At 59.7% G+C, this 14639-nt stretch carries 15 protein-coding genes; 9 read left to right on the forward strand and 6 right to left on the reverse strand.

The features are described from left to right. Window positions 1-2: 2 nt before the first annotated feature. The 4 genes from modC (at window position 3) to PspS34_RS15120 (ending at window position 2282) form a co-directional block, all read left to right on the forward strand. The gene (gene modC, locus PspS34_RS15105; protein WP_154859819.1) at window positions 3-1082 is read left to right on the forward strand and encodes a molybdenum ABC transporter ATP-binding protein; all 1080 of its coding nucleotides are present in this window, start codon (window positions 3-5) and stop codon (window positions 1080-1082) included. Between the two features lie 126 nt (window positions 1083-1208). Then, window positions 1209-1430, forward strand: coding sequence for a hypothetical protein (locus PspS34_RS15110; protein WP_154859818.1), 222 nt, complete (start codon window positions 1209-1211; stop codon window positions 1428-1430). A 130-nt stretch (window positions 1431-1560) separates the two neighbouring features. Continuing rightward, on the forward strand, window positions 1561-1791 hold the full coding sequence (locus PspS34_RS15115) for a hypothetical protein (protein WP_057714650.1): 231 nt from the start codon (window positions 1561-1563) through the stop codon (window positions 1789-1791). Between the two features lie 206 nt (window positions 1792-1997). Further along, entirely contained in the window at window positions 1998-2282 is a 285-nt protein-coding gene (locus PspS34_RS15120; RefSeq protein WP_057714648.1) for a hypothetical protein, read from the forward strand. Between the two features lie 25 nt (window positions 2283-2307). On the opposite strand, the gene PspS34_RS15125 is transcribed toward PspS34_RS15120, so the two are convergent. After that, the gene (locus PspS34_RS15125; protein WP_159390069.1) at window positions 2308-2973 is read right to left on the reverse strand and encodes a TetR family transcriptional regulator; all 666 of its coding nucleotides are present in this window, start codon (window positions 2971-2973) and stop codon (window positions 2308-2310) included. A 177-nt stretch (window positions 2974-3150) separates the two neighbouring features. Between PspS34_RS15125 and PspS34_RS15130 the strand changes: the two genes are divergently transcribed. From PspS34_RS15130 to PspS34_RS15140, 3 genes are all read left to right on the forward strand, one after another. Further along, entirely contained in the window at window positions 3151-3993 is an 843-nt protein-coding gene (locus PspS34_RS15130) for an NAD(P)H-binding protein (RefSeq protein WP_154947249.1), read from the forward strand. Between the two features lie 92 nt (window positions 3994-4085). Beyond that, window positions 4086-4280: a hypothetical protein gene (locus tag PspS34_RS15135; protein ID WP_090455493.1), complete on the forward strand. Its 195-nt coding sequence runs from the start codon at window positions 4086-4088 to the stop codon at window positions 4278-4280. A gap of 426 nt (window positions 4281-4706) precedes the next feature. Next, entirely contained in the window at window positions 4707-4889 is a 183-nt protein-coding gene (locus tag PspS34_RS15140; protein ID WP_057714641.1) for a hypothetical protein, read from the forward strand. A gap of 273 nt (window positions 4890-5162) precedes the next feature. Here the strand turns inward: PspS34_RS15140 and PspS34_RS15145 are convergent, their stop codons facing one another. The 4 genes from PspS34_RS15145 to PspS34_RS15160 all read right to left on the reverse strand — a co-directional run bounded on the left by PspS34_RS15145 (window position 5163) and on the right by PspS34_RS15160 (window position 10847). Continuing rightward, the gene (locus tag PspS34_RS15145) at window positions 5163-5768 is read right to left on the reverse strand and encodes a hypothetical protein (protein ID WP_154859815.1); all 606 of its coding nucleotides are present in this window, start codon (window positions 5766-5768) and stop codon (window positions 5163-5165) included. Window positions 5769-5996: 228 nt separating this feature from the next. Then, window positions 5997-7544 (reverse strand): phospholipase D family protein, encoded by a 1548-nt coding sequence (locus PspS34_RS15150; RefSeq protein WP_150814095.1) that lies wholly within the window; start codon window positions 7542-7544, stop codon window positions 5997-5999. A 16-nt stretch (window positions 7545-7560) separates the two neighbouring features. After that, a complete protein-coding gene (locus tag PspS34_RS15155) occupies window positions 7561-7710 on the reverse strand; it encodes a hypothetical protein (protein ID WP_159390070.1) in 150 nt (49 codons plus the stop codon). A gap of 299 nt (window positions 7711-8009) precedes the next feature. Then, window positions 8010-10847 carry an AMP-binding protein gene (locus tag PspS34_RS15160; protein ID WP_238786580.1) on the reverse strand — a complete coding sequence of 946 codons (2838 nt, stop codon included), beginning with the start codon at window positions 10845-10847 and terminating at the stop codon, window positions 8010-8012. Window positions 10848-11010: 163 nt separating this feature from the next. Here PspS34_RS15160 and PspS34_RS15165 point away from each other — a divergent pair, with 163 nt between their 5' ends. Together PspS34_RS15165 and dapF are read left to right on the forward strand one after the other, a co-directional pair. Beyond that, window positions 11011-12315, forward strand: a complete 1305-nt coding sequence (locus tag PspS34_RS15165) for an MFS transporter (RefSeq protein WP_150814094.1) — start codon at window positions 11011-11013, stop codon at window positions 12313-12315. Between the two features lie 211 nt (window positions 12316-12526). Next, window positions 12527-13342, forward strand: a complete 816-nt coding sequence (dapF, locus tag PspS34_RS15170) for a diaminopimelate epimerase (RefSeq protein WP_150814093.1) — start codon at window positions 12527-12529, stop codon at window positions 13340-13342. A gap of 157 nt (window positions 13343-13499) precedes the next feature. Here dapF and PspS34_RS15175 read toward each other — a convergent pair whose 3' ends face one another. Next, window positions 13500-14474: a TerC family protein gene (locus tag PspS34_RS15175; RefSeq protein ID WP_150814092.1), complete on the reverse strand. Its 975-nt coding sequence runs from the start codon at window positions 14472-14474 to the stop codon at window positions 13500-13502. Between the last annotated feature and the right edge of the window lie 165 nt (window positions 14475-14639).

The raw sequence follows: 14639 nt of genomic DNA on the forward strand, positions 1-14639 counted from the left end.
CGATGATTCAAATGCGTCTGAAACTACGTTATTCGGGCTTCGCCCTGGACGTCGATCTGCAGGTGCCTGGCCGTGGCGTCACTGCGCTTTACGGCCACTCCGGCTCTGGCAAGACCACTTGCCTGCGCTGCATCGCCGGCCTGGAGCGGGCTGAGCAAGGCTTTGTCCAGGTCAACGATGAAGTCTGGCAAGACAGCGACAACCGGATCTTCGTCGCGCCGCACAAGCGCGCGCTGGGCTACGTGTTCCAGGAAGCCAGCCTGTTTCCTCATCTGTCGGTGCTGGCCAACCTGGCATTCGGCCTCAAGCGCATCCCCAAGCCGCAACGCCGCGTCGACATGGCCCACGCCACCGAGTTGCTGGGCATCGGCCATTTGCTGGACCGGCACCCGCAACACCTTTCAGGCGGTGAGCGACAGCGCGTCGGCATCGCCCGCGCCTTGCTCACCAGCCCGAAACTGTTGTTGATGGACGAACCTCTGGCGGCGCTGGATGCCCAACGCAAAGGTGAAATCCTGCCCTACTTGCAACGCCTGCACGACGAACTCGACATCCCGGTGCTGTACGTCAGCCACTCCCAGGATGAAGTCGCGCGGCTGGCCGACCATATCGTGTTGCTCAGCAACGGCAAGGCACTGGCCAGCGGCCCGATCGGCCAGACTCTGGCACGCCTTGACTTGCCGCTGGCAATGGGGGATGACGCTGGTGTGGTGATCGAAGGTCGCGTCAGCGCTTATGACGCCGACTATCAATTGCTGAGCCTGCAATTGCCCGACACCACCCTCAACATCCGTGTGCCTCATACGCCACTGGATGCGGGCCAGGCACTGCGCTGCAAGGTCCAGGCACGGGATGTGAGCCTGAGCCTGGACAATACCGGGCAAAGCAGCATTCTCAATCGCCTGCCGGTCACTGTGGTCAGCGAAATGAGCGCCGACAACGCCGCCCACGTGCTGATTCGCCTGGACGCCGCCGGCACGCCATTGCTTGCGCGGATCACCCGTTATTCCCGTGATCAACTGAACATCCATCCCGGCCAGCCACTGTGGGCACAAATCAAAGCGGTCGCGGTGCTGGCGTAAATCCGAAGGCACGACTGCACCGGGCAGAGGTCAGCGCCTGAACCGACGAATTGACCTGCCTGTTTTTTGCACGATCACCAATGGCTTCTATAGTTGAACTGAACACGTATCCGCTGCGGAGACGCCATGGAAGACATTTTCGTCGTGAAGCGTTGCAAAAAGATCATCATCCATGGTCGACGTGCGGGTGAATATGACCACCTGCCACCGGATGCCGCAGTCTGGTACCGCATCGCCGATACCCGCACCCAAGGCTTCATCGGAGATGGCTACGATAACGAAGAAGACGCTGTGCGTGTTTGCCATCAGTTGAACGCTCAATCACAAGTGACAGCCCGACAAAGTTGACGGCTCGTCACCTTTTTTTAACGGGTCTATACTGAGTTAGTTGAAGGATCAGTAACCCTTTCGGCAGAAAGCTCGCCCCAGGCGGGCTTTTTGCTGCCACACCCAGGTTTCTTGAACGGAGGTGCTTCCCATGTCCGAAAAAGAGTCCATCACCACCCTGCTCACCTTGCTGGACTCCCGTCAGGCTCGCCTGGCCGCCGCCTGCAAGGAAATCGCCGACTGGGTCGATCATCAAGGCGGACACCCCACCGCCCTCAGAATTCGTGATCGCCTGAACGACATTGAGAAGGACACGCCGCTGATCCGGCACACGCTGTCGTCTCTCAAGCCTGTCGACCGGCCTCTGCCCCGGTTCAGATGATCCGTCACGAATTCGCGGTGCGGGAAAAGGCCCTATTCGGGCAGCATGATCGGTGACCGTACGTCTCCACACCCTTGGCTGCCTGCTGGATTTCCATCCCTTCTCACAACCCGGCCTGGAACCGGGATTTTTTGTTGCGCAAAACCAATCGAACGTCCCCGCTCACGTGGAGTCAACCGCTCACACGTCACGAAGGAGACGTTCCAATGGTCACTCATTTCAAAGTCAGCGGGCACCTGGCCTGCGGTCACCACGGCAACAACCTCGTATCGACCCGCGAACTCAACCGGGTGAAATGCCGAAGCTGCCGAAACACCGACGCCTACAAAGAAGCCCGCAAGGCTGAGCGCAACGCTGCCCGCCGCGCAGCACGCAAAGCCAAAGCCGTGCATACCGCCAATGACTGGCGTTCAGCCTGGACCGAGCGGCTGACCGCGATGGCCGGCCTGCAACGATTGCCCCGTGGCTTTGGCGGCCAACCCTTCGTTTAGGGAGCATGAAGTAGCTGCCAGGTTTTTACGGCAAGTCGATGTCCCTGCGCGCGGGCTGCATGATCTCGCGCAGGGACATGCGCTTGAACGCCTCGACCAGTGCTCGCCCCTCAACGGGTGCACAAGTGACAGCCAACCGCATGGTCGCCTCACCCAGGTGCCAGATCAAAAACGCGGACTCCTCGACCTGTTGCTCGTCGCAGTCGGGATACACGCGTAGCATCGCCTGGGCCAGCAGGGCTCCGGCAACCCGGCTCTCCTCCAGTTCCAGCTGCAACAACTGCTTGTCGGCCTGCATGCCGGACCAGATGTCACGCATCACCGGTGTCGCCATCACGATCTCGTAATACTGATCGAGCAACTGCGAATAGGCGGCGCGCAAACCCCGGGCATCCTCGACAGCCTCCATTGCCTCGGCAATGCAACGACGGCTTTCAGCGTTATAGCGCTCGGCCAGCGTACGGATCACGGAACTCTTGTCGGGGAAGTACTGATAAAGGGAACCGATCGAGATCTCGGAGCGCTCGGCGATTTCACTCATCTTGAGTTGATCGCTGCCCTTGTCCGCGATCAATTGAGTGGCCATGGCCAGAATCCGCTCCTGACGATCGCGGCTGCGCTGTTGCGTGGGTTTGCGTCGAACCGCTTCTGCAGCAGGCTGTTCGAGGGTTTCAGAGGTTTTTTTGCGCACGAGTGAGTTCCCGATCAAAAACGTGACATGTACTCACCTTAGCATCGCCATTCCCTACGCCCAACAACAGATGCCACACGTCGGGGAATTCGATCTGATGGGTTGACGGCGAAACATGAGCATCTATCATCTTTTAAACATGAGCATCACTCACATTAATCGATGGAGATGAACGCGATGAAAACGACCCAACCCATCACGCTGGTCCTCGGCGCCACCGGCAAAACCGGACGGCGCATCACACAACGGCTCGAGGCTGCCGGCCTGCCCGTTCGCCGGGGTTCGCGCGATGCCAATCCGCCCTTCGACTGGGAAGATCGATCGACCTGGGACGCCGTGATCGATGGCGTTCATTGCGTCTACATTTCCTTTCAACCGGACCTCGCCGTTCCAGGCGCCGTTGAAACCATCCAGGCGTTCACCGAACTTGCGGTGAAAAGCGGCGTCCGCAAGCTGGTCTTGTTATCCGGGCGCGGCGAAGTTGAAGCACAACAGGCCGAACGCGTCGTACAGGACAGCGGGATTGACTGGACGATTCTGCGAGCCAGTTGGTTCTGCCAGAATTTCAGCGAGGCACACTTTCTTGAACCCATTGTGCAAGGTGAGCTTGCACTCCCCGTCGGCCAGGTCGCCGAGCCCTTTGTCGATGCAGAAGACATCGCCGAGTGTGCCGTCGCGGCACTGACCCAACCCGGACACACCAACCAGCTCTATGAACTGACCGGCCCTCGGGCGTTGACCTTTGCCCAAGCCGTGACCGAGATTGCTCGCGCCACCGGTCGCAACATCGAATTCGTGGCCGTACCGGCAGACGCGTATCGACAGGCAATGGAACAGGAACAACTTCCCCCGGCGTTGATCGACCTAGTGTTGTATCTCCTCACGACTGTATTGGACGGGCGCAACACACCCGTAGCCGATGGTGTACAGCGGGCGCTGGGCCGGCCGGCGCGCGACTTTGGCGACTACGTACGGCGCACCGCCGCTACGGGCATCTGGGGCAATGGCCGTCCGACGTAAAGCAGTGGCGGGAACAGGCTTCGTCGACTAGGGTTTTTGGCGTATCGAAGTGCGGCGCCTTTATTGGCAGGAGCCTGATCAAGGAGGAACCCATGTCACTCAATCGTAGTGCTGAACAAACCTACCGCCAGTGGTCGACCCCGATCCTGTTGGAACTCAAGGAGCGAGAACATCAAATGAACCCGTCAGACCGCCAGGCACTGGAAAACGTACTGCTGGAAAGAAGGCTGATCGATACCGGCAACCCGGCCGGCAGCGATCGCCGCAAGGCAGATCCGACGTCCTGAAAAACATCAGGCAATCACGATCAGGATAGAAATAACGGAACAGAAAAAACCAAGGGCTTGCATCCGCTTTCGCTTGCAAGCCCTTGCTTTAGAGAATGCCCAATCGAACGCAAATACGGTTCCAACGTCTGAATCCCCCCGCCGCCGTAAATCCATTTTTGATAATTATTAATTTCCAAACACTCCCCTCTATCGGCTTTAAATGTGCCAAGAGGAGGGTTAGCCATGGCAGGGCCTGCAGGTGACGTTTTTGACGAAAGCTTCGACCGCCATCAAAACCGCATTTGCAGAGGCTGACTTTCCTGAGCAGATTCACTGTTTTGTCCCGCGTCGTCACCCAGGCCACGCAGACAAACATTCACATACCGCACTTCGGTTTTCCCCGGTTCGAGACCAGGCTAAACCACCACATGGAGGGATTCCAGGATGCTGATAAAAATCGAGAAAGCGAGCAAACCGGAAGGCTGGAATGTATGGATGAACGCGTGGTGCGTTGAGTTTCGCAGCTACGCAGAGGCCTTGGCGTTCGTGATCAGATTGGAAGGCCGGATCAATGCACCTCACCCCTTGCCTATCAGCACCGCCAGACTTCTTTTGGAACAGGCTTGACCTCGCGACGCCATCACCGAGAAGCTATCCACGACGTCATATCCGTATTTATTAATCTGTCTTTGATAATTATTGATTTCGCTCGCCCCTCTCCCTCGACTTTAAATATGCGTCGAGGGGGCGTTGGCCAAGGTGAGGTTTACAGGTGACACCTTTAACGGACGCTTCGAATACAGCCAGTCTGCTTTCGAGGAGGCCGACCTTCCTCACCATGTGCAATACTTTTCCCCGCATCTTCCCCCAGGAGATGCGGGTTTTTTTTTCGTAAATGCGTTAAAACCACCCGCTACGATCATCTTCCAACTCTTGGCGACACACTTTAAGTTGAGCGTTGTAAATCTCTGACTGCTTTTGCACTTTCTGGGCAACCTGCATCAGCCAGGGTTTACTGCGATAGGTATTGCGGCTAAAGCCCCCACGCCCCTCGTGATAGGCCAGGTACTGATTGTAGGTGTCCCATTTGGAGATTCCGAGTTGGCGTTGGGTGCCGGTGGTGTACCAACCGATAAACATGATCGCGTCGTCAAAACTGTCACGCGAACCACCGTTGCCTGTACTGTCCTTGTACTCACCCCACACAGGGTCTTGAGCCTGCGCATAACCGTAGGCCGAACTGACTCGCCCCCAGGGGATCACCCAGAGCAGGTAGTCACGAGGCGGCAATGCGTCCGCCACGTAACTGCTTTCCTGCTTCATGATCGCCATGGCCACATGCAGAGGCGTCCCATATTCACTCTGCATTTGCAGCGAGTCCTCATACCAGTCGGGATACTCACGGTAAATACTGCAGAGATTGCCTTGGTCTTTTGGCGGCGTGGTCGTGCACCCCGTTAAAAACAGCATCAACAAAGCCAACAGCAGAACCTGTCCTTGTTTCATTCATTACCCTCAAAAATAAGGGCATAAGGTACCCTCCGTTTACTGCAAGGCGCCTGAGTCATGCAGGTGAAGACAAAAACGTCAGAAGACATCCAGCTTGATCGCGTCACCCTTATCGAGAGGCTTCTTTGTAAGTCCCTATTGCACGGCGGCCTGACGCAAGCCCTGCGCACTGATTGAATGCTCACACGTGGGCGTGAGGTCAGTGGGTGTACTCCGGGTTTCGATCTAGAGCATTTTCTCCAGGCCGATCTTGTCGCTGAGCCAGGCCTTGAAGCTGCGCCACTTGCCGCCGGGCTCCTTGCGCAAGGTATGCAGGCGGTCGTCGTCCTCGGTGAGCCAGACAATTTCGCCGTTTTCCAGTCGGGCCTGGTAACTCCGGGCCGGCGCCATGCCCTCAAGCGCCAGCTGGCGTACGTAGCCGGCCAGTTCGGGACTATCGACCAGCACCCCGACTTCAGTGTTCCAGAACACTGAACGCGGGTCGAAATTGTACGAGCCAACGAACACTTTCTGTCTGTCCAGGATCATGGCCTTGGTGTGCAGGCTGGAGTCAGAGCCACCACTGAAACCAAACGAGGAGCTACGACCAGGATCGTCCGGCTGGCGCCGCAGCTCATAGAGTTTCACGCCATGTTCGAGCAGAGTCTTGCGATACGGTGCATAGCCGCCATGCACCGCCGGCACATCGGTGGCCTCCAGTGAGTTGGTCAGCAGGCGCACATCAACGCCGGCATCGGCACGACCCAGGAGATAGTCCATGCCCGGCTTTTGCGGGACGAAATAGGCCGAGATCATGATCAGCTCGCTATTGACGCTATCGAGTTCAGGCCGCAGCTGTGTGGCCATCAATAGCGCGCGGGCCGGTTCGCCGCTGGCCAGGACCTTGCTTGGAGCGTCCCACATCGCCTTGCTATGGGCCCAGATCAGCTGCTTGCGCCAGGTCTCGAGTTGCGGTTGAGTCTGGTAGGTCATGAGATGGTTGTACAACGCCTTGCTCTCGATTCGTGATGTCTGGAGCGATTGCTCCAGGCGTTGGCGGCTTTCGAGCAAGTCTTGCGCTGTTGGCTTGTTGAGCTGGAAGTCACTGATCGACTGGCTCAAGGCGCTGTTCCAGTACTGATCGAAGCTGTGCCCCAATTGCTCGGCGACCGGGCCGATGCCCAGCAGGTCCATGTCGGTGAAGTTGAGGTCGGGCCTGGCGTCGAAATATTCATCCCCCAGGTTGCGTCCGCCGACGATGGCTGCGCTGTTGTCGGCCAGCCACAGTTTGTTGTGCATGCGTCGGTGTTGTTGGGAAAGATCAAGCAGGCGGCCCATGGTTCGAGTGACCACGGTGCTGCGCCCCAGATGCAAAGGGTTGAAGACGCGGATATGGATGTTCGGGTGCACCGCCAGGGTAGCGATGACTTCTTCCTGGCCGTCGCTGGCAGTGTCATCGAGCAAGATGCGTACCCGTACGCCGCGATCTGCTGCCAGCAGCATTTCATGCACCAGCGCCCGAGTGCTGAAACCGTTATGCACGATGTAGTACTGCAGATCGACGGCTTTCTGCGCATTGCGGATCAACTCGGCGCGCGCCCGGAATGCTTCACTGCTGTTGGGCAGCAAGCGAAAACCCGAGCGCCCCTCATGTTCGGCGGCCTGAGCCTGGATCGAGCGCCCGAACGCCGAATCGCTGGCGGGTATCGCCTCGCTGAATTCGTGAGGCAAGCGCGTGGTGGCGCAGCCGACGAGCAGCAGCGCGAACAGCATGGCGCAGAGAAACCGGGACATGGGCAAGGACTGCTCCTCAACCACAACGGGTGTAGTTTTTGAACTCAACATCCAGCCAGTACTGGCTGCCGAGCACATGCAGCCCTCGATAATCCGCACGACTTGTTCCAGTAAAGCCCGTTTCAAGCAGTGTGTCGAAATATTCCAGCAGCTGCGCCCAGAGCATGAAACCGCCCTGGGCCGGGTGCAGGCCCGCCCTCCGCTGTAGCGCCGGGCTGGGTCGAGCAGTTTGGGTCAGCCGGTGTCTCTAACAACGTACGCGGTGCCCTGGAAGCCATCGATAAGATTGAAGAACTCATCAAGATGACGCTTGTGGTGATGATGGCACCGGAGTGACTGAGTCGCTTTCGGCCCTTCGCGACAGGCAGCAGTCAGCCAAAAGCGGGCGCTCACAGCGGATTTAGATTTTGACGTGTGCCCACTCTATAAACGGCTCCGGAAAAACGACGGTAGCAAAGTAGTCGCCTAACCTGCGCGCTGGGCTCGTTCCGATTCATCCAGGTGCTCTAGCAGCACCGCTATCGTCGCATCCCGCAGCTTGATTGCCTCCATCCAGTCCGGCCCGTCTGCCAACAGCGCAGGACAGACGTTGACGTGGATTGCACCATGGCGCGGGTACCACTGACCGTCGCGCAGCACCTTGCGCGTGCCGCAAATTGCGACCGGCAGCAGCGGCACGCCGGCACGCGCAGCTAGCACGAAGGCGCCCATGTGGAACGTTCGCAATCCTGGCTCGCGGGTGAAGGTTCCCTCGGGAAAGAACACCAGGGGCTGGCCAGCCTGCAGCGCCTCGGCCAGGGGCTCGGTGTCTGCGGCGCTGCGCTGCAGGTCGAAGCGTTCGACAAAGCGGGCGCCGAGCTTGCGCAGGAACCGGCCGGCGATCCACTGGCCAGCCAATTCGCGCTTGGCAACGAAGCTGAACTGCGGCGGTAGGGCCGCGCTGAGAATGACACCATCGAGGTAGCTGGCATGGTTTGCAGCCAGCACGCTCACCGAGGAGGAAGGCAGGCGCTCGAGTCCCGTGACACTGAACGGAACACCCGCCAGGCGCAGAAACAGCCGGGAGGCCCCACGGGTAAAGCTGCGACACCAACGCTGGCGCGGCAGGATCGCAACGACCAGCCAGGTCAGCGGTGTGACCAGCCAGAACAGCAGCCAGATGTAAGTGGCATACAACGCGGCGCGGCAGGTCTGCCAGCTGCGACCGAAATGCCCGCGCAAGGCCTGCAATACCAGGCGCAGCAGCTGGCGCCAAACGGCCAGGTGCGGCCGCCCCACTTCGCCGCGCTCATACAGTTCACGACTGGCAGCACGGCGAAGCTTTCCGCTGGAGGTTTTCAGTACGCTATGCGGTGGCGCCAGAACGATATCGTCGGGCGCCACACCGGTGAGGTCGAACACGATACGGTTGACCTCCTGCTGCAGCTGTTGCCGCGCAGCAGCGTCCTTCTCGTAGCTTTCCGCCAACACCACCAGGCGCTCGGTGCCGGTGGCCGGCTCCGGACTGCCAAACACCGCGATGCAGCCTTTGCGCAGCCCGGGCAGATTGCCGACCGCTGCTTCGACATCGTAGGGGTAGATGTTGCGCCCGGCACGGATGATCAAGTCCTTGGCGCGGCCGGTCAGGTAGACCTCGCCGCCGGCCATGTAGGCGAAGTCGAGCGAGTCGAACCAGCCATCGCGCAGCACCCGGCGGGTCTCTTCGGGGTTGCGGTAGTAGCCTGCCGAGGTAGACGGCCCGCGAAATTGCAGGTGCCCTTCGCTGCGTTCGGGCAGTTCGATTCCGCTGCCATTGACGATACGAATCTGATGGCCCGGCAGTGGTCGACCGCTGGAGACGAAGCGCAGCGTTGCACCGGCATCCGCTTCGACGGGCAGTGCATTGCCACGGGCCTGGAACGCGTCGCGCTGTACCCGGTCGATCAGCGGTCCTCGGTCCAGGGGAGGAAAGGCCACGCCCAGCGTAGCCTCGGCCAACCCATAGACCGGCGCCAACGCGGTAGGGGCCAAGCCGTAGCGTACGAAACGTTCGGCGAAGCGCTGCAAGGTCTGCGGGCTGACCGGTTCGGCACCGTTGAAGGCCAGGCGCCAACTGCTCAGGTCCAGACCCTCGAGATCGTCGTCAGCGAGTTTGTTCAGACACAGCTCGTAGGCGAAGTTGGGCGCCGCCGACATCGTGCCTCGGAAGCGGTCGATGGCCCATAGCCAACGCGCCGGCCGTGCCAGGAAAGCCAGCGGCGACATCAGCATCAGGCTGTAGCCGTAGTACAGGCTGCCCAGCCAGGCACCGATCAATCCCATGTCGTGGTACATGGGCAGCCAGCTGACGAACACGTCTTGCGGTCCCACCTTCAGAGCCCTCCCCATGGCGCGCAGATTGGCCAGCAGATTGGCGTGGCTGACCATCACACCCTTGGGCTGGCCAGTACTGCCCGAGGTGTACTGCAGGAAGGCGATGTCATCCGGTTGCCGCGGTGGTGTGATGCACTCGCCCCCCTCGCCTGTCAGCTCGGCCACGCTGGCAATGCGCGTCAGGCTCGGGACCTGCGGCTGGAGCAACCGGGCGAGCAGCTTCGCTTGCGTCACGGTAATCAGCACTTTGGCCTCGGCGTTGCGCAGAATGCCGGCCTGGCGGCGCAGATGATCCTCTATCTGCGACAGGCGCAGCGGTGGGTAGATGGGCACCGGCACACCACCGGCCAACAGGATGCCGAAAAAGCCCTGGAGAAAGTCGCGGCCTGTGGGCAGCATCAGGGCCACGGTTTGACCGGCGTGCAAGCCACTGCGCTGCAGCCCTGCGGCAACGGCCAAGGCCCCATGGTGCAAGGCGCCATAGCTGATATCTTCCTGCTGGTCACTTTCACCTAGCAGGCGCACGTGGAGATGCTGCGGCTGCTGGCGCACATGCCAGTCCAGTACCTCGATCAAGGTCCGCGCGGCGTCTGGCGGCTGCCCCGTTGCTATCAGAGTCTCGCTGGAGTCGCTGGAGGGCAACGGACGTACGGCCTCGGCGCCATGCCTGCTGCGCAGCACGCGCAGTATGTCGGTGGGGGTGTCTGCCGAGGCGAACAGGTTTTCCGGTAAGCGCACACCGAATTCGTGCTCGATACGTGACCAGAGCTCGACTCGAGTCAGGCTGTCTACGCCCAGATCCCGATCCAGCACGCTGTGCAAGGTGACTTGCAAACCTTCTGCCGCTTGCGGGCGCAGCTCGACCACGGTGCGCCGGACAATTTCGAGCAATTTTTCCGCGTCCCCATCGCAACGGGGAACGGCACGGGTTTCTGGAGGCGGACGAGGCATCGGCAGCCCCTCATGACAGAACACTCTGTGTGTAGATCCTTGCCAACTGCCATTATGCGCCTACGGAGGCGACTGGGAATGCCATCATCAGCTGCAGCGCTCGCAGGATGGGTGAGCCGGGGCTAGGCTTCTGAAGAACGCAGCCCCTGCAGAGAGATCTGCCATGCCAGCCAGCCTTGCCCCCGGAGTGACACGCCGAGAAATCTGGGCCTGGGCGATGTTCGATTTCGCCAACTCCGGCTACACGACCGTGGTGATCACCGCCGTGTTCAACGCCTACTTCGTCGCCGTGGTCGCCAAGGGCGAAGCCTGGGGTACGCTGGCCTGGACCAGCGCCATATCCCTCTCTTACGCCCTGATCATCCTGACCGCTCCGCTGATCGGTGCCTACGCCGACGCCTTCGCCTGCAAGAAGCGTCTGCTGCTGTTCAGCACGGTCGGTTGCGTCGTCTTTACCGCTGGACTGGCGTTGGCCGGGCCGGGGGAGCTCGGCGTTGCGATTCTGTTCATCGTGCTATCCAACTACTGCTTCGGCAGCGGCGAGAACCTGATTGCTGCCTTCCTGCCCCAGCTCGCCCGTGCGGATGCCTTGGGCAAGGTGTCCGGCTGGGGCTGGGGGTTGGGTTACATTGGCGGTTTGGTCAGCCTGGGCGCCTGCCTGGCCTTCGTCAGCTGGGCCCAGGCGCAAGGCCAGACGGCGGCGCAGTTCGTGCCGGTGTGCATGCTGATCACTGCGGTCTTGTTCGCGTTGGCCAGCGTACCGACCTTCCTGTTCTTGCGTGAACGCAGCCTGCCGCAGACAGGGAGCAGCGACAGGCCTATCCCGCAGGCGGCGCTGGCGCGCTTCGCGCAGACGCTGCGCGAAGCCGACCGCTATCGTGACCTGCTGCGCTTCCTTGCCTGCACCGTCTGCTACCAGGCCGGTATCTCGGCGGTGATCACCCTGGCTGCCATCTATGCCAATCAGGTCATGGGCTTCAATACCCAGGACACGCTGCTGCTGATCTTCGTGGTGAATATTACGGCCTCCATCGGTGCCGTGCTGTTCGGTTGGCTGCAGGATCGCCTCGGCCATCGCACCACGCTGGCGCTGACCCTGCTGGGCTGGCTCGGCATGGTCGGTCTGGTCTGGGTCGCGCGCGGCCCCGGGCTGTTCTGGCTGGCGGCCAACCTCGCCGGTCTGTGCATGGGCGCCAGCCAATCGGCCGGACGTGCGATAGTCGGTCTGCTCGCGCCGCCGACACGGCTGGCGGAGTTCTTCGGCCTCTGGGGGCTGGCGGTCAAACTGTCGGCAATCCTCGGCCCCATGACTTACGGCCTGACCAGTTGGCTGTCCGGAGGCGATCACCGCCTGGCGATGCTGATTACCGGCAGCTATTTCGTTGTCGGCCTGCTGATCCTGGCCGGCGTCAACCTGGAGCGCGGGCGGCAGGTAGCTGTCAGCCATACCGAGAGTCTCGAAAAGTGAGAGGGACTCCCTGCATCGGGTCGGTCTTCGCCTGTCGAAACTGACCTAATTCGGCCAAAAGCAGCCGGTGACGAATCAAACACAACGATGTGTCCGGTCTGCCAAACACATTCGCCCCATGAGTTTTCACATAGCTTGAAAAAATCATGCGAATAGGGATAGATCACTTTGAAACGTCAACTCATCACATGTCTCGCTGCCAGGTCTATTTATGCCGCTCAGCTTTCATAAAATGCACGCCAATGGCGATGATTTCGTTATCGTCGACTCGCGAAAATCACCGAATCCAATCACCAGCAATATGGCTCGTCTGATGGGAGATCGGAACCGAGGAGTCGGCTTCAATCAACTCGCGGTGGTGTTTGATTGCGATGATGCAGATGCGCGTTTGATGTTCTGGAATGCAGATGGCTCAACGCTGGATGCTTGTGGCAGCGCAACGCGCGGGGCCGCTGATATGCTGATGCGTGAATCCAATATGACTTCGGCAGCACTGCGAACCAACCGTGGCCTGCTGACTTGCGAACGAACTTCAACCGGCGCCATTTCTGTAAACATGGGAAAGCCACTTTTGGGTTGGTCGGATGTTCCTCTGGCTTTGGAAATGGACACTTTAGTGATGCCACTTGCCGGTCACCCAACAGCTTGCAGCATGGGAAATCCGCACTGCACCTATTTTGTGGATGATCTGACAGCCGTTGAGATTGCAACGATTGGACCGGGAGTTGAAACCAACCCCTTGTTTCCCCTCAGGACGAACGTGCATTTCGTCCAGATCATTGACCGAAAGCACATCCGGTTGCGAATTTGGGAGCGCGGGGGCGGTATCCCGCTGGGTTCAGGCTCCTGCTCTTGCGGCGCCGCAGTTAACGGAATTCGTCGTGGCTTGCTAGACAATTGCGTTGAGGTCGAATGTGACGGCGGAGCTGTAACGGTTCAATGGGATGGCGAGGGATCAGTTTTTCTCACCGGGCCGGTAGAGACGACTTTTTCAGGAACAATCGCGGATGCTTTGTTGAAAGCTTGATTTTCAGGTAGGCCGCTATTGGCCGACTTTTGCCTGTCGCCACCGTCTGCTTTGGGTTGTGGATTCAACCGGTCGATGACTATGCCGATCAGTCGACCATCACTGTCGCGCTCAGCTAGCGTCGGTGCCGCCATCGCCCGTTCTTGCCTCAAATTCATCATTGTTCTCCCGTAACCCGTGTTTTGCTCTTCGTCAAAGTCAGGCTCAACAGTACCGAAATCAAGATGATGCCGCCGACTGTGGTCAGCGACCATTGGATCGGCATGTGCCACCACGGCGCGACCAGCATCTTGCCGCCGATGAACACCAGTACGATGGCCAGACCATATTTGAGCAAGTGGAAACGGTAGGCCATGTCGGCAAGCAGAAAATACAGTGCGCGCATGCCCATGATGGCGAAGATGTTGGAGGTGAACACGATGAAGGGGTCGGTGGTGACGGCGAAGATAGCCGGGATGCTGTCGACCGCGAACACCAGGTCGCTGGCCTCGATCAGTACCAGCACCGGGAACATCGGCGTCGCCCAGCGCAGGCCGTTCTGGCGCACGAAGAAGCGCTCGCCGTGAAAACCGTCGGTGATGCGAAGATGGCTACGCAGCCAGCGCAGCAAAGGGTTCATTTCGAGGTCTGGTTGCTGGTTGGCGAAGATCAGCATCTTGAAGCCGGTGATGAGGAGGAAAGCGCCAAAGACATAGAGCAGCCAGGCAAACTCCTGCACCAGCCAGACACCGGCGAAAATCATACCGGCGCGCATGATGATGGCGCCGAGCACGCCATAGAGCAGGACGCGGCGCTGCAACTCTGGCGGCACGGCGAAATAGCCGAAGATCATCACGAAAACGAACATGTTGTCGATCGACAGCGACTGCTCGATCAGGTAGCCCGTCAGGAATTCGAGCGTTGTACGCTGGGCCACTTCGGCGCCGAACATGCCGCGCAGATACCACCAGAGCAGGACGGAGAAGACCAACGCCAAACTGGTCCAGGCGATGACCCAGGCCAGCGCTTCGCGTACTGAAACACGATGCGCCTTGCGCCCGCCGAAGACGAAAAGATCCAGCGCCAGCATGGCGAGGACGAACCCGATAAAGGCGACCCACATCCAAGATTGGCCGACGCTAATGGTGGTCATTTAACTATCCAAGGTTGGCCGATACTCATATAGCGCCGCACGATCACCCGCCCCAATGCGGGCGGCGCAGTGACTTAAGCTGTAGGCCAGGCGCTTGCTGAAGTAATCTCGAAACCGCGGCATTGGATGGCCATTTGCATGACTGTCTCCGCATGAAGTAAATGG

It is taken from the genome of Pseudomonas sp. S34 (genome assembly GCF_009866745.1).
Lineage (GTDB): Bacteria > Pseudomonadota > Gammaproteobacteria > Pseudomonadales > Pseudomonadaceae > Aquipseudomonas > Aquipseudomonas jessenii.

Bases quoted from the DNA above. Each gene is read 5' to 3' on its own strand.
- modC (WP_154859819.1), top strand. From the start codon at position 3: ATGATTCAAATGCGTCTGAAACTACGTTATTCGGGCTTCGCCCTGGAC.
- PspS34_RS15110 (WP_154859818.1), top strand. From the start codon at position 1,209: ATGGAAGACATTTTCGTCGTGAAGCGTTGCAAAAAGATCATCATCCAT.
- PspS34_RS15115 (WP_057714650.1), top strand. From the start codon at position 1,561: ATGTCCGAAAAAGAGTCCATCACCACCCTGCTCACCTTGCTGGACTCC.
- PspS34_RS15120 (WP_057714648.1), top strand. From the start codon at position 1,998: ATGGTCACTCATTTCAAAGTCAGCGGGCACCTGGCCTGCGGTCACCAC.
- PspS34_RS15130 (WP_154947249.1), top strand. From the start codon at position 3,151: ATGAAAACGACCCAACCCATCACGCTGGTCCTCGGCGCCACCGGCAAA.
- PspS34_RS15135 (WP_090455493.1), top strand. From the start codon at position 4,086: ATGTCACTCAATCGTAGTGCTGAACAAACCTACCGCCAGTGGTCGACC.
- PspS34_RS15140 (WP_057714641.1), top strand. From the start codon at position 4,707: ATGCTGATAAAAATCGAGAAAGCGAGCAAACCGGAAGGCTGGAATGTA.
- PspS34_RS15145 (WP_154859815.1), bottom strand. From the start codon at position 5,768: ATGAAACAAGGACAGGTTCTGCTGTTGGCTTTGTTGATGCTGTTTTTA.
- PspS34_RS15150 (WP_150814095.1), bottom strand. From the start codon at position 7,544: ATGTCCCGGTTTCTCTGCGCCATGCTGTTCGCGCTGCTGCTCGTCGGC.
- PspS34_RS15155 (WP_159390070.1), bottom strand. From the start codon at position 7,710: ATGCTCTGGGCGCAGCTGCTGGAATATTTCGACACACTGCTTGAAACG.
- PspS34_RS15160 (WP_238786580.1), bottom strand. From the start codon at position 10,847: ATGCCTCGTCCGCCTCCAGAAACCCGTGCCGTTCCCCGTTGCGATGGG.
- PspS34_RS15165 (WP_150814094.1), top strand. From the start codon at position 11,011: ATGCCAGCCAGCCTTGCCCCCGGAGTGACACGCCGAGAAATCTGGGCC.
- dapF (WP_150814093.1), top strand. From the start codon at position 12,527: ATGCCGCTCAGCTTTCATAAAATGCACGCCAATGGCGATGATTTCGTT.
- PspS34_RS15175 (WP_150814092.1), bottom strand. From the start codon at position 14,474: ATGACCACCATTAGCGTCGGCCAATCTTGGATGTGGGTCGCCTTTATC.